The sequence below is a fragment of the Pseudomonas sp. Z5-35 genome, from assembly GCF_051131945.1.
GTDB lineage: Bacteria > Pseudomonadota > Gammaproteobacteria > Pseudomonadales > Pseudomonadaceae > Aquipseudomonas > Aquipseudomonas marvdashtae.
The window spans coordinates 3,544,045-3,561,103 of the sequence record NZ_CP071640.1; the positions used below are offsets into that span (position 1 = coordinate 3,544,045).

The 17,059-nt window shown below is 60.5% G+C and carries 17 protein-coding genes; 8 read left to right on the plus strand and 9 right to left on the minus strand.

The window, feature by feature from the left end:
• Positions 1-77: 77 nt before the first annotated feature.
• Positions 78-1,004 carry a transaldolase gene (gene tal, locus J3P95_RS16215; RefSeq protein ID WP_434580533.1) on the plus strand — a complete coding sequence of 309 codons (927 nt, stop codon included), beginning with the start codon at positions 78-80 and terminating at the stop codon, positions 1,002-1,004.
• 107 nt (positions 1,005-1,111) lie between these two features.
• Here tal and rssC read toward each other — a convergent pair whose 3' ends face one another.
• The 3 genes from rssC to J3P95_RS16230 all read right to left on the minus strand — a co-directional run bounded on the left by rssC (position 1,112) and on the right by J3P95_RS16230 (position 3,808).
• A complete protein-coding gene (rssC, locus tag J3P95_RS16220) occupies positions 1,112-1,594 on the minus strand; it encodes an anti-sigma factor antagonist RssC (RefSeq protein WP_434557808.1) in 483 nt (160 codons plus the stop codon).
• On the minus strand, positions 1,594-2,775 hold the full coding sequence (gene rssB, locus J3P95_RS16225) for a two-component system response regulator RssB (protein ID WP_434557809.1): 1,182 nt from the start codon (positions 2,773-2,775) through the stop codon (positions 1,594-1,596). Before rssB ends, rssC begins: the two co-directional genes overlap by 1 nt.
• A gap of 343 nt (positions 2,776-3,118) precedes the next feature.
• Positions 3,119-3,808, minus strand: coding sequence for an MlaA family lipoprotein (locus tag J3P95_RS16230; RefSeq protein WP_186636509.1), 690 nt, complete (start codon positions 3,806-3,808; stop codon positions 3,119-3,121).
• A 203-nt stretch (positions 3,809-4,011) separates the two neighbouring features.
• On the opposite strand from J3P95_RS16230, the gene J3P95_RS16235 reads away from it, so the two are divergent.
• Positions 4,012-4,632, plus strand: coding sequence for an HAD family phosphatase (locus J3P95_RS16235; RefSeq protein ID WP_434557810.1), 621 nt, complete (start codon positions 4,012-4,014; stop codon positions 4,630-4,632).
• A 109-nt stretch (positions 4,633-4,741) separates the two neighbouring features.
• Complete coding sequence (locus tag J3P95_RS16240) at positions 4,742-5,008, plus strand: DUF4404 family protein (RefSeq protein WP_434557811.1); 267 nt, start codon at positions 4,742-4,744, stop codon at positions 5,006-5,008.
• Between the two features lie 74 nt (positions 5,009-5,082).
• Here the strand turns inward: J3P95_RS16240 and queF are convergent, their stop codons facing one another.
• Complete coding sequence (queF, locus tag J3P95_RS16245) at positions 5,083-5,913, minus strand: NADPH-dependent 7-cyano-7-deazaguanine reductase QueF (protein WP_434557812.1); 831 nt, start codon at positions 5,911-5,913, stop codon at positions 5,083-5,085.
• A 167-nt stretch (positions 5,914-6,080) separates the two neighbouring features.
• Between queF and J3P95_RS16250 the strand changes: the two genes are divergently transcribed.
• Complete coding sequence (locus J3P95_RS16250) at positions 6,081-6,761, plus strand: heavy metal response regulator transcription factor (RefSeq protein WP_434557813.1); 681 nt, start codon at positions 6,081-6,083, stop codon at positions 6,759-6,761.
• Complete coding sequence (locus J3P95_RS16255; protein WP_434557814.1) at positions 6,758-8,116, plus strand: heavy metal sensor histidine kinase; 1,359 nt, start codon at positions 6,758-6,760, stop codon at positions 8,114-8,116. The genes J3P95_RS16250 and J3P95_RS16255 overlap by 4 nt, the downstream gene beginning before the upstream one ends.
• A gap of 161 nt (positions 8,117-8,277) precedes the next feature.
• On the opposite strand, the gene J3P95_RS16260 is transcribed toward J3P95_RS16255, so the two are convergent.
• The 3 genes from J3P95_RS16260 to J3P95_RS16270 all read right to left on the minus strand — a co-directional run bounded on the left by J3P95_RS16260 (position 8,278) and on the right by J3P95_RS16270 (position 11,527).
• Positions 8,278-9,522 carry a lipoprotein-releasing ABC transporter permease subunit gene (locus J3P95_RS16260; protein ID WP_434557815.1) on the minus strand — a complete coding sequence of 415 codons (1,245 nt, stop codon included), beginning with the start codon at positions 9,520-9,522 and terminating at the stop codon, positions 8,278-8,280.
• Positions 9,523-9,585: 63 nt separating this feature from the next.
• Complete coding sequence (lolD, locus tag J3P95_RS16265; protein ID WP_162843734.1) at positions 9,586-10,269, minus strand: lipoprotein-releasing ABC transporter ATP-binding protein LolD; 684 nt, start codon at positions 10,267-10,269, stop codon at positions 9,586-9,588.
• 7 nt (positions 10,270-10,276) lie between these two features.
• Positions 10,277-11,527 carry a lipoprotein-releasing ABC transporter permease subunit gene (locus tag J3P95_RS16270; protein ID WP_434580528.1) on the minus strand — a complete coding sequence of 417 codons (1,251 nt, stop codon included), beginning with the start codon at positions 11,525-11,527 and terminating at the stop codon, positions 10,277-10,279.
• Between the two features lie 94 nt (positions 11,528-11,621).
• Here J3P95_RS16270 and J3P95_RS16275 point away from each other — a divergent pair, with 94 nt between their 5' ends.
• Together J3P95_RS16275 and J3P95_RS16280 are read left to right on the plus strand one after the other, a co-directional pair.
• A complete protein-coding gene (locus tag J3P95_RS16275; RefSeq protein ID WP_434580526.1) occupies positions 11,622-12,218 on the plus strand; it encodes a PilZ domain-containing protein in 597 nt (198 codons plus the stop codon).
• A complete protein-coding gene (locus J3P95_RS16280; RefSeq protein WP_434557818.1) occupies positions 12,215-12,937 on the plus strand; it encodes a glycerophosphodiester phosphodiesterase in 723 nt (240 codons plus the stop codon). Before J3P95_RS16275 ends, J3P95_RS16280 begins: the two co-directional genes overlap by 4 nt.
• Positions 12,938-12,979: 42 nt before the next feature.
• Here J3P95_RS16280 and sthA read toward each other — a convergent pair whose 3' ends face one another.
• Both sthA and J3P95_RS16290 read right to left on the minus strand, forming a co-directional pair.
• Entirely contained in the window at positions 12,980-14,374 is a 1,395-nt protein-coding gene (sthA, locus tag J3P95_RS16285) for a Si-specific NAD(P)(+) transhydrogenase (RefSeq protein ID WP_186609814.1), read from the minus strand.
• 224 nt (positions 14,375-14,598) lie between these two features.
• Positions 14,599-15,585, minus strand: coding sequence for an FAD:protein FMN transferase (locus J3P95_RS16290; protein WP_434581188.1), 987 nt, complete (start codon positions 15,583-15,585; stop codon positions 14,599-14,601).
• A 131-nt stretch (positions 15,586-15,716) separates the two neighbouring features.
• Here J3P95_RS16290 and J3P95_RS16295 point away from each other — a divergent pair, with 131 nt between their 5' ends.
• A complete protein-coding gene (locus tag J3P95_RS16295) occupies positions 15,717-17,018 on the plus strand; it encodes an MFS transporter (protein WP_434580525.1) in 1,302 nt (433 codons plus the stop codon).
• Positions 17,019-17,059 lie beyond the last annotated feature (41 nt).

A 17,059-nucleotide genomic window follows, 5' to 3' on the forward strand; every position in this document is an offset into this window, starting at 1 on the left:
ATCGATACCTCTTCACACCCTTGAGTGGCTGCCGGCCCTCGGGTAATGTCAACGGACCCATAGGATAGAGCACGCCCATGACTTCCAAGCTGGAACAACTCAAGCAGTTCACCACCGTCGTGGCCGATACCGGCGACTTCGAAGCCATCGCCCGCATCAGACCCGTAGACGCCACCACCAACCCTTCGCTGCTGCTCAAGGCGTCGGCCATTCACGGTTACGCCGAGCTGCTGAACGCCTGCGTGGCGGACTGCAAGGGCGACGTAGGCCTGGCAAGCGACCGTTTTGGCGTCGCGGTGGGCCAAGAGATCCTGAAAGTGATTCCGGGCCGTATTTCCACCGAAGTGGATGCGCGCCTGTCGTTCGACACCGAGGCCATGCTCAAGCGTGCCCATCGCCTGGTCGACCTGTACGAAAAGGCCGGTGTGGGTCGTGAGCGCGTACTGATCAAGATCGCGTCCACCTGGGAGGGTATTCGCGCCGCTGAGAAGCTGGAACGCGAGGGTATCCAATGCAACCTGACGTTGCTGTTCTCCTTCGCCCAGGCCGCCGCCTGCGCCGATGCCGGCGTGTTCCTGATTTCGCCGTTCGTGGGTCGTATCTATGACTGGTACAAGAAAGCCAATGGCAACGACTACACCGGCTCCGATGATCCGGGCGTGCAATCGGTGACGCGCATCTACAACTACTACAAGGCCAATGACTACAAGACCGTGGTCATGGGCGCAAGCTTCCGCAATCTCAACCAGATCGAGCAATTGGCCGGCTGCGACCGCTTGACGGTCAGCCCTGAACTGCTGGAAAAACTGGCCGCCGACGAGGGCAAGCTGGAACGCAAGCTGGCGCCTGGGCAAGCCGGAGAAGCACGCTTGAGCCTCAACGAGGCACAGTTCCGCTGGCTGTCCAACGAGGACGCCATGGCGACCGAGAAACTGGCCGAAGGCATCCGCCAGTTCGCTCGGGACCAGGAGAAGCTGGAAGCGTTGCTGCAAGCCAAGCTCTGAACTGAGTCAGCGACATGCAAAAGGGCGAACCTGAATGGGTTCGCCCTTTTTTGTGCGGCCGTTGTGATGTAGCTGCTGCGCTAAGGCCGCTCAGCCGATAGAGAGAATCAAGGACGCTCCAACGCGTTAACCAAGTCATGGAATGCTTCACGGTTGGAGTCGTTCAGGCCCATCAGGATCTTGTGAGCTTCCAGCACCTTGATCCGCACTTCCTCTTCGGACTGGTCCTGGTCAGGCAGATCGTCCAGGCACTCCGGGCATGGTATCGGGTCGCCGACGATATTGAACACCTGGTCGAAGCCCATCGATTGCAGAAGACGGGTGATGTCGTTGTGGGTGGTGACGACGGTAGGCAGCAGGCCAACCTTTTGCCGCGACAGGATCGACAGCTTGGCCAGCAAGCCCAAGGTGGTGCTGTCGATGCTGCGGGTTTCGGTCAAGTCGATCACGATGGCGCTGAAGTTCAGCGCGGTGAAGATCTTTTCGATTGTCGCATCCAGCGCTGAACACAAGGTCAGGCGCACTTCACCGACAAACTTCAGGACAAATGTGCCGTCCTGCTCGGCGAACTGGATTCTACCGGTACTCATCAAAGGTTCCTGCTCAACACTAACAGGGCGATATCATCCGGCATCTCCCCGAGCGTGGCTAATCCAAACACTTGACGCAAGCCTTCCAGGCTGCCGCCCGCTGCACTCACCCGTTCAGGCAAGGCCGCTTCTTTCTCTTTGAGTGTAGGTTCCGACAAAAGGTCCAGAATGCCATCAGACATCAGCGTCAGGCTGAACGCCGGTGGCAGTTCCAGCACGTGGTCTTCATAGGTCGCCTCGTTGAACAGGCCTACCGGCAAGCCACGCCCTTCCAGGTAACGAACACTGTCGGGTGTATACAACACTGGCAACGGCAGGTGACCGCCGATGCTATACGTCAACAAACCAGTCTCCTCGTCGATGACTCCACCGACCATCGTGACGTGTTTGCCCAGCTTACAACTGATCAGGCCCCGGTTGATATGCCCAAGGACTTCCGAAGGCTTGAATTCCGGCAAGGTACCGTTGCGCTTGGATTCGAACAGCAAGCGCGTGGTCATGAATTTCAGCAGTACCGTCACGAACGCCGACGAAGCGCCATGGCCGGAAACGTCCGCCAGGTAGAACGCCACTCGACGTTCATCGACCCGGAAATAATCAACAAAATCTCCCGACAGGTACAACGACGGGATGATCTGGTGGGCAAAGCGGAAGCCATCGACTGTCCAGGGGCTGACCGGCAGCATGTTCATCTGCACCTGGCGCCCGGCGTTCTGGTCTTCCTGCAACAGGTTCAGGCTGGCTTCCAGCTCACGGTTGGCCGTTTCCAACTTCTCGCGATAGCGCTGGTTTTCCCCCAACAGGCGCGAGCGGTCCAGCGCCCGGCGTACCGAGTGTTCAAGCACGGCGAGGTCTTCGAGGGGCTTGATCAGGTAATCCGCCGCGCCCAGGCGCAAGGCCTCGACCGCGTCGTTCATCACGCCCGCACCCGACACCACGATCACCGGGGTCTGCGACGACAGCTCGGTGACCTGGCGAATGAGTTCGAGTCCGCCCATCTGCGGCATGCGCAGGTCGCAGATGACCAGGTCGGGCTTGTCCTGCTCGAATACCTGGAGACCCTGTTGGCCGTTGCTGGCCTGCAGGACGCTGAAACCACTGTCTTCCAAGTAGGCTGCGAGACTGGCTCGCACCACTTCGTCATCATCGATTATCAGCAGCGTGGCACTGGTTATTGGCATGTGGGCAAACGGCGCCAGAATTAGGTTGGCGTAGCGGGCTGGGCAATCGGGCCTGGCGCGCACTACTGGATTCGCTTTCTAGCCTCTCTGTCGTACAGGTTTCAGGCTTTTGCCCTACACGCATATACATCAGAGGTGCCCTTCTAAGGCGCAGACGGTACTCCCATCCGCGGGGCGTTTCAAGCTCATGCAGATAGCCGCTTGCCGTCTTTATTTGTCAAAGCACGGAGAGTTATAAGAACCGAGCGAAGCGTAACTCAATGGAAGGATGGAACGGTGCCTTGGCGGACGCCAAAGCGAAGAAGGCGGCCTTTCGGCCGCCTTCTTGTTTTACAAATCGAAATCAGAAATCGTCTTCGACCTGGCCATCCTTGACCTTGAATTCGCGGTTTTGCAGGTAGGCATTGCGGATGAACACATATTTGTCGCCGCTGACCATCTTCTCGGCCGACAACAGGCTGGCGCGGGTATCGACGATGTTCAGGCCCCAGATCGAATTGCGCACCGACACATTATCGATATACGGGTACGGCGTGGCATAGCTGTCGACCATCTTCGCCGGCGCATCACGCAACGTGCTGGGCCCGAGCAAGGGCAGCATCAGGTACGGCCCGCTGCCCAGGCCCCAGTACCCCAAGGTCTGGCCAAAATCTTCGTCGTTGCGCTGCAATCCCATCTTGGTGCCTACGTCGAAGAAGCCCAGGAGGCCAAAGGTGGTGTTGAAAATCAGTCGTGCAGTGTCGACCCCGGCGGCGGCCGGTTTGGCCTGCAGCACGTCGTTGGCGAGGTTGCCCACATCACCGATGTTGCGGAACATATTGTGGATGCCGTCCTCAAGGAACTGCGGCGTTACGTATTGATAACCTTGGGCCAGCGGCTTGAGGGCATAGGTGTCAATGGTGTCGTTGAAGGTAAAGATCGGACGGTTGACGCTTTCCCATGGATCTTCTTCCGTGGCGGCCTGGGCGGCGAACGGCACCAGCAGGACACTGGCAGACAGACACAGCTGAGCTAGACGATGGCTCCAGCGCATAGGGAAAAACTCCTTGGATTAATCTGGCAAGGGCGCCGAGCCCAGGCGGTAAGGTGGCTAGTATAAGGCGGAACGCGTGGATAGGCAGCACTGAAAAGAGCATCTGACTGTAGGAACATTCCCCGATCCGCTGCCTTCATTTCATTGTCACCGGAATGTCATAGGACCTCGTTAGGCTGCTTGGTTATTTCAAGGACGTTCTCATGCCCCGCGCCGAAGCCCTGCCCCTCCCCGCTCCCAGCCTCACCGCCGTACTGTTTGGCCTGAGTGGATGCCTGGTGGATTTCGGCGCGCGTGTTCGCCAGCCAGGGGCCACGCCGACGGATCTCGCACAACCGACACCCGGTGCATTGGAAAGCCTGCAACGTTTGCAGCATCTGGATATTCCCTGCGCCTGGCTCGACGAATTGCCGCCTGCTGTCAGCCATAGCCTCGCCGCCTCATTGCCGGCATTCATCAAGGCGCCGCAACTTCCTGCAACAAATCAGCCATGGCCAGCACCGCATGCCTGCTGGCAATCGCTGATGGCGCTGGACGTCCAGCAATTGGACGGCTGCGTGTTGGTCAGTAGCGAACCGAAGTTGTTGCAGTCGGGGCTCAACGCCGGTCTGTGGACCATCGGGCTGGCGTCCTGTGGCTCGTTGTGCGGCCTGGCGCCCGCCGAGTGGCAGGCCTTGAGCCAACAAGCACGGGAGGCCAAACGCGCCAAGGCCACCGTGCAGCTGTTCGGCCTGGGCGTGCATTCGGTGATCGATCATCTGGGCGAACTCGATACCTGCTTGGCCGATATCAGCCTGCGCCGACTTAAAGGCGAGAAGCCCTGACCAGGATCATGCAGGGCGCGTAAGTGTGGATTACTCTTAAGGCAAGCCACGGACTTTTGACGCCGCGTCACGGTCCATGGAAGTGCCTATCAATAAAGGGAGTACGCCAATGCCTGCCCGCCGCGAACTGCAAGACCAACTCGATACCTTGCGCGAGCAATTGGAACAGAACCCGCCGTTGTCCGAGTCGGAGCGAGAAAATCTGCACGAGCTCATGGCTCAACTTGAAGCCGAGATTAAATTGGAAAACGCTCTTCAAAATCCCAGTTTGGCCGATGGCGTAAACTTGGCCGTGGAGCGCTTTGAAGTTGACCACCCGGGTATCGCGGGCACCTTGCGCAACATCATGCTGACGTTGGGCAACATGGGAATCTGAATGACCGGATGCAAAAGCCCCGCTGGCGATAGCGGGGCTTTTTACTGTTGGCTTACATACCCTTGAAGGGATATTTATTGACGAACCAAGCGCTGGTTCGGCAACTGCACCGTTTCAGTACTGCGATACGGATTGATATCCAACCCACCCCGCCGCACATACCGCGCATACACCGTCAATTTCTCCGGCTTGAGCAAGCGCTGCAGGTCCAGGAAGATCCGCTCGACACACTGCTCGTGAAAGTCCGAATGCTGGCGGAAGCTGACGATGTAGGCCAGCAGGCTCGCGTGGTCCAGCGCCGCACCGCGATATTCCACCGCCACGCTGCCCCAGTCCGGCTGGCTGGTCACCGGGCAGTTGGACTTGAGCAAATGGCTATGCAGGCTTTCCTCGACGATACGCGATGCATCGCAACGCAGCAGCTCGGGACGCGGATGCTCGTAGGAGTCGACGCTGATGTCCAGGTCGTCTACGCACACACCAGGCAAGGCGACGACGCCTTCGCTTTCGACATCCTTGAGGCTGCGAATCCGCACGCCTACCGGCTTGCCCGCCGCGGCCGACAGGTCCTGGCGCAGAGTGGCTTGCAGGCTCGCGCTGTCGTTGAACGCCGTCTGGTTCAAGGAGTTCAGGTACAGCTTGAAGGACTTGGATTCGATGATGTTCGGCGAATCCGCCGGGATCGCGAATTCAGCGATAGCCACCACTGGCTTGCCGGACGGCAACAGCCAGGACAGCTCGAAACAGTTCCAGAAATCCACACCCTTGTACGGCAGGGTCTCGGCTGTCAGTCCCAGCTCCGCCCATTTCGCGGTGCGCGGGATCGGGAACAGCAGTGACGGCGTGTACGTGGCGATGTATTCGCTGGATTTGCCCAGCGGCGAGTGTTCGGCTGCGGGATGCATGACGGAAACCTGACTGAAGAATCAGCGGATTCTACCAGTCTTTACGGTTCTCTTGAGCCCTTGCTCCGCCAACTGGCTTGCAGTCGCATTACAACTTTGTCAGCTTGCCCCATGACACCATGCACCACGGTATAACGCCCTCGTTCAAACACAGCCGCGAGCAACCCATGAAACTGCTGATTGTCGAAGACCAACTGAAAACCGGCCAATACCTGCGCCAAGGCTTGAGCGAAGCCGGGTTCAACGCCGACCTGGTGGCCGATGGCATCACCGGCGAGCAACTGGCCCTGAGCGGTGAATACGCGCTGCTGATTCTCGACGTGATGCTGCCCGGTCGCGATGGCTGGCAGATCCTGCAAGCGGTACGCGGTGCTGGGCTGGAAACGCCGGTGCTGTTCCTGACCGCGCGCGATGCGGTGCAGGACCGGGTCCACGGGTTGGAACTGGGTGCCGACGATTACTTGGTCAAGCCCTTTGCCTTTTCCGAACTGCTGGCCCGGGTTCGAAGCCTGCTGCGCCGAGGCAGTTCGGCGGCCCAGGAAACCAGCTTGCAACTGGCCGACTTGCGCCTGGATCTGATCCGCCGCCGCGTCGAACGCAATGGCCGACGCATCGACCTGACCGCCAAGGAGTTTGCCTTGCTGGAAATGTTGCTGCGGCGCCAGGGCGAAGTACTGCCGAAGTCCCTGATCGCCTCGCAGGTCTGGGACATGAATTTCGACAGCGACACCAACGTCATCGAGGTGGCGATCCGGCGTCTGCGGATCAAGGTTGACGATGACTTTCCCAACAAGCTGATCCACACCGTGCGCGGCATGGGCTATGTCCTCGAAGAGCGCAACCTGTGACCCGCCGCTGGTCGCTGAGCAACCGGTTGGCGCTGCTTTTCGCGGCCTGCACCGCCGTCGTGTCATTGTTCGCCGGCGTACTGTTCAGCCGAGGCAGCGAGGCACATTTCATCGAGTTGGACCAGCAAGTGCTCGAAGCCAAGTTGATTGGCGTGCGGCGCGCCTTGCAGGACAGCCATGGCCACGATCCGCGCAAACTTCTGGACGATGAGTTGAGCCGTCAGGCAGACCTGGCCTTGCGCATCAAGGACAACGAAGGCGTCCGCTGGCATGGCGGCTCGATTCGAATTCCAGCGCAAGTGCCGCAGCGGCCCGGCTTGTCCACGCTCAGCGACGCCGACACTGATTATCGGGTGTTGAATGCGCCGCTGTATCTTGATCGCGCGGACTCAGCGCAGCTCACGCTGCTGCTCGACATCACTCATCACCAGCACTTCCTGCAGCGCATGCAGCGCCTGATCTGGTTGACCGTCGGCCTCTCGGCAGTGGCCACCGCCCTGCTCGGCGCCTGGGCTGCCCGGCGTGGCTTGCGCCCCTTGCGACGCATGGGCGCGATTGCCGGCAGCGTCTCGGCCCGCTCGCTCGATGCCCGACTGCCAGAAGAGCATATGCCTGCCGAACTGGCGGAATTGGCCCACAGCATCAACGACATGCTCGGGCGCCTCGATGATGCGTTTCAGCGGCTCTCCGGGTTTTCTGCCGATATCGCCCATGAATTGCGCACGCCGCTGTCGAATTTGCTGACTCATACCCAAGTCACCCTCACCCGTGAGCGCTCGTTGGAAGATTACCGCGAGGCGTTGCACAGCAATCTCGAAGAACTGCAATGGATGGCGCAACTGGTCAACGACATGCTCTACCTGGCCAAGGCTGACCACGGCCTGCTGGCGCTCAATCGCGAACCGCTGCAACTGGCCGAGGAAGTGGACGTGCTGTTGGACTTTTTCGCACCGTTAGCCGAAGACGCCAATGTGCGGCTGGGTCGCGAGGGCGAAAGCTGCATCGAGGGTGACCGCAACATGATGCGTCGGGCCTTTTCCAACCTGCTGGACAACGCCCTGCGCTTCACCCCCGTTGGCGGCGAAGTGCGGGTGCGAATTATCGATGGGGCTCAAGGGGTGAGCGTAAGCGTGGAAAACAGTGGCGAGGGGGTTGCAGCAGATTTGTTGCCGCGCCTGTTCGATCGCTTCTATCGCGCCGATCCGTCCCGCCAGGAAGGCAGCAGCGAACATGCGGGGCTTGGACTGGCCATCACCCGCTCGATCATCCGCGCCCATGGCGGGGAGATACGCTGCGAATCGGCTGATGGCTGGACGCGGTTTGTGATTGAGTTGCCAAAGGCCGGTCAGCCCTGACACAAAACCCTGTGGCGAGGGAGCTTGCTCCCGCTGGAGCGCGAAGCGCTCCCAAAAAATCTGAAAGTCTGCACATCATCCATAATAAGCCCGCCGCTTTTGGGGCTGCTGCGCAGCCCAGCGGGAGCAAGCTCCCTCGCCACGGGGGGCTTCACGGGCTATCAGGAATACCGCAACGCCTGCGCCGGTTCGATCTTCGCTGCGCGCCACGCCGGGTACACGGTGGCAAGAAAGCTCAGGATGAACCCCGCCGAGCAGATCAACACCACGTCGCCACGCTGAAGTTCCGACGGCAAATTGCTGACGAAGTACACATCAGAACTGAAGATGTGTTGGCCGCTGACCCTTTCCAGCCAGCCCACCAGCGCGCTGACATTCAACGCCGCAATCACCCCCAGCACGCCACCGATGAGCGTACCGACGACGCCAATCACTGTGCCCTGGACCATGAAGATCGCCATGATCTGCCGCGGTGTGGCGCCAATCGTGCGCAGGATGGCGATGTCCGCGCCTTTATCGTTCACGACCATGATCAAGGTGGCGATGATGTTGAACGCCGCCACCGCGACGATCATCAACAACAGCAGGCCGATCATGGTCTTTTCCATTTTCATGGCGCTGAACAGGCTGCCCTGGGTGTGGGTCCAGTCGTCGGCCTTGTAGGCCGCGCCAAGGCCGGTGGCGATATCACCGGAGACTTTCGGGGCCGCGTACAAATCCTTCACCGCCAGGCGCACACTCTGCACCTGGTTCGGCTGCCAGTGCTGCATCTGTGCGGCGTCGGCAAGGTGGATCAGCGCCATCGAGCCGTCCAGCTCTGCACCAACCTTGAACACACCCACCACGTTCAACCGCTGCATCCGTGGCGTGATGCCGCCCGGCGCGGTGCTGACTTCCGGCACGATCAAGGTCAGCTTGTCGCCGACGTTGAGGCGGAAACGCCGGGCAGTGATTTCGCCGATGACAACGCCAAACTCGCCCGGCTTCAGGGCATCGAGACGCCCCTGGACGATGTGCTGGGCGACGATCGAGACCTGGCCCTCCTGGGCCGGGTCAACGCCGCTGATCTGGATCGGCTGCATCGAGCCTTTGTGGCTCAACATCCCTTCCATCTCGGTGAACGGCACGGCGGCCGTCACTTCAGGATTTTTCAACGCCGCGGCGGCCACCGGCTGCCAATCGTCGATCGGATTGACGCCGACGATGGTGGCGTGAGGCACCATGCCGAGGATGCGCGAGCTCATTTCGCGCTGGAAGCCGTTCATCACCGACAGCACGACGATCATCGCCAGCACGCCCAAGGCGAGGCCGATCATCGAGGTCATGGAGATGAACGAAACGAAGCGATTGCGGCGCTTGGCGCGGGTATAGCGCGTGCCGATAAAGATCGATAACGGTCTGAACATTCGCGGGGCACCGTATGAAAATAAAAGACCCGACACTTGCAGCAAGTACCGGGTTCTGGCCAGTCAGATGGGCGTCAAGCAACCTTCCTGCAAGTGCAGGACGCGGTCCATCTGCCGGGCCAGGTTCATGTCGTGAGTCACCACAAGAAACGCCGTACGCATCGAGGTGCTGAGCTCCAGCATCAAATCCTGGATGCCTTGTGCGGTGTGGGAATCGAGGTTGCCGGTGGGCTCGTCGAGCATCACCAGCCCCGGCTTGTTGACCAAGGCGCGGGCAATCGCCACACGCTGGCGCTCACCACCGGACAGCTCGGCCGGCTTGTGCTCCAGGCGATGGCCCAGCCCTACCCGCTCCAGCAACGCCGTGGCGCGCTGCCGGGCTTCGGGAATCGCCGTGCGGCCGATCAACAGCGGCATGCAGACGTTTTCCAGGGCGGTGAACTCGGGCAGCAGATGGTGGAACTGGTAGACGAAACCCAGCGACCGGTTGCGCAGCAGGCCCCGGGCCTTCTCGTTCAGCGCCGACAGTTCTTCACCGGCCAGCCAGACACTGCCGGCAGTCGGCGTATCTAGGCCACCGAGCAGGTTCAGCAAAGTACTTTTGCCCGATCCGGAGGTGCCGACAATCGCCACGCGCTCGCCAGGATGCAGCTCCAGTTGCAGGCCCGACAACACCACCACCGACTCCGGTCCTTCCTCGTAGGATTTGCCCAGGTTGCGGCAGCTCAAGATAGCTTTTTCACTCATGCCCGACTCACTCATAACGTAACGCCTCTGCCGGCTGGGTGCGCGCGGCACGCCAGGCTGGGTACAGGGTGGCGAGGAAACTCAGGATCAACGCGGCGCCGCAGACCATCAACACGTCATCGGACTGCAACTGCGATGGCAGGTAGTCTATGAAATACACGTCGGCGTTGAGAAACTTGTGCCCGAGCAGCCCTTCAAGGGCGGCAATCGCGGCGCTGACATTCAATGCGGCGAACATCCCGACCAAGGCTCCCACAAACGTGCCGATCACGCCGATGACCGTGCCCTGGACCATGAAGATGCGCATGATCTGCCCCGGCGTGGCGCCAAGGGTGCGCAAGATGGCGATGTCGCCTTTCTTGTCGTTCACCACCATCACCAGCGTCGAGATGATGTTGAAGGCCGCCACGGCCACGATCAGCAACAGCAGCAGGCCGATCATGGCCTTCTCCATGCGGATCGCCTGGTACAGGTTGCCGTGGGTGCGGGTCCAGTCACGGGCGTAGTAACGGTCTTCGCCGAGCTGCTGGGCAATGCTCCAGGCAACGCGCGGCGCCTGGAACAGGTCGTCGAACTTCAGCCGCAGGCCCTGCACTTGATCCGGCTTCCAGCGATGCAGGCGGGCCAGATCCTGGAGATTGGTCACGCCCAGGTAGCCGTCCAGCTCGCCGGCGCCGACATGGAAAATGCCGACCACGGTAAAGCGCTTCATGCGCGGGAACATCCCGCCCGGCGTCACGGTGACCTCCGGAGCGACAAACGTCAGCTTGTCGCCGATGGCCACGCCGAGCTTGGCCGCAGCCTTGTCGCCGATCACGATGCCGAAGCTGCCCGGCGCCAAGTCGTCGAGTTTGCCCTGTTTCATGAAGTTGTCGATGATCGACACGTTCCGCTCGAGCCCGGGGTCGATGCCGTTGAGCAAGACTTTGGAGACTTTGCCGTCGTTGGTCAGCAGCCCCTGCGTCTGGGTGAAGGGCGCAACGGCCAGCACCTGAGGGTTCTGCTTGACCTTGGCGGCCAGGCTTGGCCAGTCGCTGATGGCTTCCCCGGTTTCGAGGGTCGCGTGGGGCACCATGCCCAGCACGCGGGTGCGCATTTCATGATCGAAGCCGTTCATCACCGACAGCACGACGATCATCACGACCACGCCCAAGGCGAGTCCGATGATGGAAGTCAGGGAAATGAACGATACAAAATGATTGCGACGCTTTGCACGGGTATAACGCGTGCCGATAAATACGAAGAGAGGTCTGAACATGTCGGGGCTTGTTCGGAGGGAAAAGGAACGTCCTTGTGGCGGGGGTCACAAACCAGCTTTACACTCAGACCACCGCCGCTACCATGGGTTCGCCATGTCGACATTAGATGAAGAAGATCGCCGCGAATACTACCGTATCGAGGACACGATCGCACTGGAAATTCGGCCCTTGTCCATTCCTGAAGCTGCCAGCCAGGAAGTGTTGCAGGATGAGTCCCCACTGTTCAATCTGCTCAGCGAACTGCACCTGAGCGAATTCGAGTCACAACACCTGTTGCGCCAGATCAGCGAGCGCGAACGCAGCATCGCGGCCTATCTCAAGGCCATGAACAAGCGCATCGATTTGCTCAGCCAGATCATCGCCGTGACGGTACTCGGCGAAATCGGCGAGCCCCAGCCGGTGATCATCTCCGAAGGCGGCATCGACTTCCAATACCCCACCCCCATCGCCGTCGGCGCCCACCTTTCGATCAAATTGGTGCTGATGCCCCAGGCGTTGGGGTTGTTGCTCCGTGCGCGCGTCACCCATTGCGACCCCAAGGGCGGTGGCTATGACGTAGGCACCGAGTTTGAACACCCGACTGACGCCCAGCGGCAATTGCTGGCCCGCTATATCCTGCAAAAACAGGCTCAGGAACGACGCCTGGCCCGAGAACTGAACGAATCTGGCATCGATAAGGAAGAACCGTGACCCTCATTTATGGCCACCGCGGCGCCAAGGGCGAAGCACCGGAAAACACCCTCATCGGTTTCCAGGAATGTCTCAAGCACGGCGTGCGCCGTTGCGAGCTGGACCTGCACTTGTCAATGGACGGCGAATTGATGGTGATCCACGATCCGACCCTCAAGCGCACCACGGACCGTCGGGGCAAGGTCGTTGAGCACACCGCTGCCGAACTGGTGACCTACGACGCGCGCAAGGGTGGACCGGGTTGGATCAAGCCTTGCCCGATCCCGCGCCTGGAAGAACTGTTCGAACAGTGTGATTTCGAGCACTGGCAACTGGAGGTGAAAAGCGCATCACGCACCCGGGCTGCCGCCACCGTGCTGGGGATCCGCGAGATGGCCCAGCGTTTCGGACTGCTGGACAAGATCACCATTACGTCCAGTTCCCGGGAAGTACTCAAGGCCGCCCTGGACCTGACGCCAGACGTTTCCCGTGGACTGGTGGCCGAATACGCCTGGCTCGACCCGTTGAAGGTCGCCCAAAGCTATGGCTGCGAGATTCTCGCGTTGAACTGGACCCTGTGCACGCCGGAACGCCTGGTCAAGGCGCAGCGCCAGGGGCTGCATGTGTCGGTGTGGACCGTCAACGAGCCCGCGCTCATGCGCAGGCTCGCCGACTTTGGCGCTGACAGCCTGATTACAGACTTTCCCGGTTTGGCCACTGCCACCCTCGAGAATTGCTGAAATCGGTCTCCCCGGCCGGCTCAGGCCACCGGCCGGAGCCGCTCAAAAAAGCCGGTTGAGCCCGTCGTAGGCCGCTACCCGGTAGGCTTCGGCCATGGTCGGGTAGTTGAACGTGGTGTTGACGAAGTACTTCAACGTGTTCAGTTCGCCCGGCTGGTTCATGATCGCCTGGCCGATGTGCACGATCTCCGATGCCTGGTAGCCGAAGCAGTGCACGCCCAGCACTTCCAGGGTCTCACGGTGGAACAGGATCTTCAGCATGCCTTGCGGCTCGCCGGCGATCTGCGCCCGAGCCATGCTCTTGAAGAACGCCTTGCCCACTTCGTATGGCACCTTGGCCTGGGTCAGCTCCTGCTCGTTCTTGCCGATCGAGCTGATCTCCGGGATGGTGTAGATGCCGGTCGGCACATCGTTGACGAAGCGCCAGCTGCCGTTGTCGACAATGCTGCCGGCAGCCGAACGGCCCTGGTCGTGGGCGGCGCTGGCCAGGCTTGGCCAACCGATCACGTCGCCGGCGCCATAAATGTTCGGCACGCAGGTACGATAGTTCTCGTCGACTTCGATCTGGCCGCGGCTGTTGACCTTCACGCCGATATTTTCGAGGCCCAGGGTATCGGTGTTACCGGTACGGCCGTTGCACCAGAGCAAGGCGTCGGCCTTGATCTTCTTGCCCGACTTGAGGTGCAGAATCACGCCGTTGTCGCAACCTTCGACGCGCTCGTAGTCTTCGTTGTGGCGCACGGTGATGTTGTTGTTGCTGAAGTGATAGCTCAGGGCCTGGGAGATTTCCGAGTCGAGGAAGCTCAGCAACTGGCCGCGGTTGTCCACCAGTTCCACCAGCACACCCAGGCCGCTGAAGATCGAGGCGTATTCGCAACCGATCACGCCGGCGCCGTAGACGATCAGCTTACGCGGGGTGTGCCCCAGGCTCAGGATGGTGTCGCTATCGTAGATACGCGCGTGGTTGAAATCGATGTCGGCCGGGCGATACGGACGCGATCCCGTGGCGATGATGATGTGCTTGGCCACCAGTTTCTCGACCACGCCATTGCCGCAGACCACTTCGACCGTCTGCTCGTCGGCAAAGCTGCCGGTGCCGAAGAACACGTCGACCCGATTGCGGGCGTAGTAGCCGGTACGCGAGGCCACTTGCTTGGAGATCACCTTCTCGGCGCTCTTGAGCACGTCCGGGAAGGAGAACCAGCGCGGCTCGCCGATGGCCCGGAACATCGGGTTGGTGTTGAATTGCATGATCTGCCGGACCGAGTGACGCAAGGCCTTGGACGGGATGGTGCCCAAGTGGGTGCAGTTGCCGCCGACCTGCCTACGGCTGTCGACCATCGCCACCTTGCGCCCTGCCTTGGCGGCGTTCATGGCCGCACCCTCTCCCGCCGGGCCGGAACCCAATACCACCACGTCGTAGTTGTAGACAGCCATGCGTACTCCTCAGAACAGGCCGCGGCGCCACACTTGGCTCCGACGGCTAAATCATGCCGGCCGGCGGCATGAAGGAACAATTTTCGGACCGGTTCACGCCACCGGCCACAGTCTATTAGAAGCGTCAACGCCGCGCACATTACCCCTTGGTCGCGTCGTAGGCTAGGGGGCGCTCCCCTTTACCTGCGCTATTTCGCCACAGGTAACCTTTCAGGGCGCTGTCATCATTGGGTTTTTCCGCCGGCCATCCGTTCAAACGCATCGTTTGTGCGAACGACGAAACGGTCATTGCCCCGCAAGACGAAAAATACCCCGATGCCATGCTCCTGGGCATAGTCCCAACCCTGTTCAGGACCGAGAATCAGCAACAACGTCGACAGTCCATCGGCCATCATCGCCGAAGGATGAATCACCGTGACGGACGCCAGGCTGTGTAGGACCGGCGCACCGGTGCGTGCATCAAAGGTGTGGGAATATCGCCTGCCGCCCCGCTCGAAATATCTACGGTAGTCGCCCGAGGTCGAAACGCCATAACCCTTGAGCTCAATGACCCGCTCCGCCACTCGTTTGTCGTCCCGGGGTTCTTCCAGGGCGATACGCCAAGCGGAATCATCCGGCTTGCGCCCGACGGCCTTGAGTTCTCCAGTGACCTCGGCCAGATAACTGTCGATGCCCAATGCCTTGAGCCGGGCGGCGATGCGGTCGACGGCATAGCCCGCCGCGATGCTGTTGAAGTCGACCTCGACCGCGGCGTCTTTGCACAACCGCTCGCCGTCGATGTGCAAATGCCGATAGCCGACACGTTGCCGTACCTGGGCCAAAGCGTCGGCGCTGGGCACCTCTTCGGTACGGGACTGAGGGCCAAACCCCCATAGATTCAGCAAAGGTTCCACGGTCAGGTCGAAAGCGCCATCGCTTTGCGAAGACAGCTGCTCACCGACCCGGATCAATTCGAGAACCGGACCTGGCATGACCGCACAACTGTCGGCTGGCAGCGCGTTGAAACGCTCGATGTCCGAGTCACCGCGATAGGTGGAAAATTGCCGATCGACCTCGGCAAGGATGTTTTCCACCTCGCCGCGCACCTCTTTCAGACCGGGTGTGGCGACATGCCTGACGTACTGGATCGAATAGCGACTACCCATGGTCGGGCCATCGAAGCGTTCAAGGGTGTCGCCGTTGCCGCAACCGGACAACACGCCGGCCAGCATCACAAGCCCAATCCATCGTCCAGTTAACAAATCTTCATCTCCCCTCAAAACCACGCCGGCCATTATGGGCTACAGCGCTCCCGCAGCGAGCAATGCTTCCCTACAAGATTGGCCAGAGTGAGTACCTACACATGCCTTCCCAAACGAGCAACGGCAAGGCGATTTTTCGCGTTGTCAGCGGCAACTTCCTGGAGATGTTCGATTTCATGGTCTATGGCTTCTACGCCACGGCCATCGCCAAGACATTCTTCCCCACCGACAGTGCCTTTGCCTCGCTGATGCTGTCCTTGGCGACATTCGGCGCTGGGTTCCTGATGCGTCCCTTGGGGGCGATTTTTCTCGGCGCCTACATCGACCGCCACGGCCGCCGCAAAGGCCTGATCATCACCCTCGCGATGATGGCCGCCGGCACCGTGCTGATTGCCTGTGTGCCGGGTTACGCCACCCTCGGCGTGGCAGCGCCGTTGCTGGTGCTGCTGGGGCGGTTGTTGCAAGGCTTCTCCGCTGGGGTCGAATTGGGTGGTGTTTCGGTGTACCTGGCGGAGATTTCCACGCCGGGGCGCAAGGGCTTTTTTGTCAGTTGGCAATCCGCCAGCCAACAGGCCGCCGTCGTGTTTGCCGGCTTGCTGGGAGTCGCTCTGAATCATTGGCTCAGCCCCGTGGAAATGGGTGAATGGGGCTGGCGCGTGCCGTTCCTGATCGGTTGCCTGATCGTGCCGGTCATCTTCGTGATTCGCCGTTCGCTGGAAGAAACGCCTGAATTCCAGGCAAGAAAACACCGTCCTACCCTGTCGGAAATCGTCCGTTCCGTCGGCCAGAATTTCGGCATCGTCCTGGCGGGCATGGCGCTGGTGGTGATGACCACTGTGTCGTTCTACCTGATCACTGCCTACACACCAACATTTGGCAAGGCCGAGCTGAACCTGTCAGACCTGGATGCCCTGCTGGTCACGGTGTGTATCGGCTTATCGAATTTTTTCTGGCTGCCAGTCATGGGCGCGTTTTCCGACAAGATCGGGCGCAAACCCTTGCTGCTGGGTGCGACCATTCTCGCAATCTTGACTGCATACCCCGCGCTGTCCTGGCTGGTGGCGAACCCCAGTTTCAGCCATTTGCTGATCGTCGAGTTGTGGTTGTCGTTCCTGTATGGATCGTACAACGGAGCGATGGTGGTCGCCTTGACGGAGATCATGCCCGTCGAAGTGCGCACCACTGGTTTTTCACTGGCCTACAGCCTGGCGACGGCGACGTTCGGTGGGTTTACCCCGGCGGCCTGTACTTATCTGATCCATGTGCTGAATAACAAGGCCGCGCCGGGGATCTGGCTCAGTGGCGCGGCGGTATTGGGTTTGGTTGCGACGCTGGTGCTCTTCAAGGGCAACCGGCACGAACTGCGAACGGCGCAGGCCTCAGTGGTCAGCGGTGCCCGATAAATTCCAGGCGAAAAAAAACGCCCTGACAAGTCAGGGCGTTT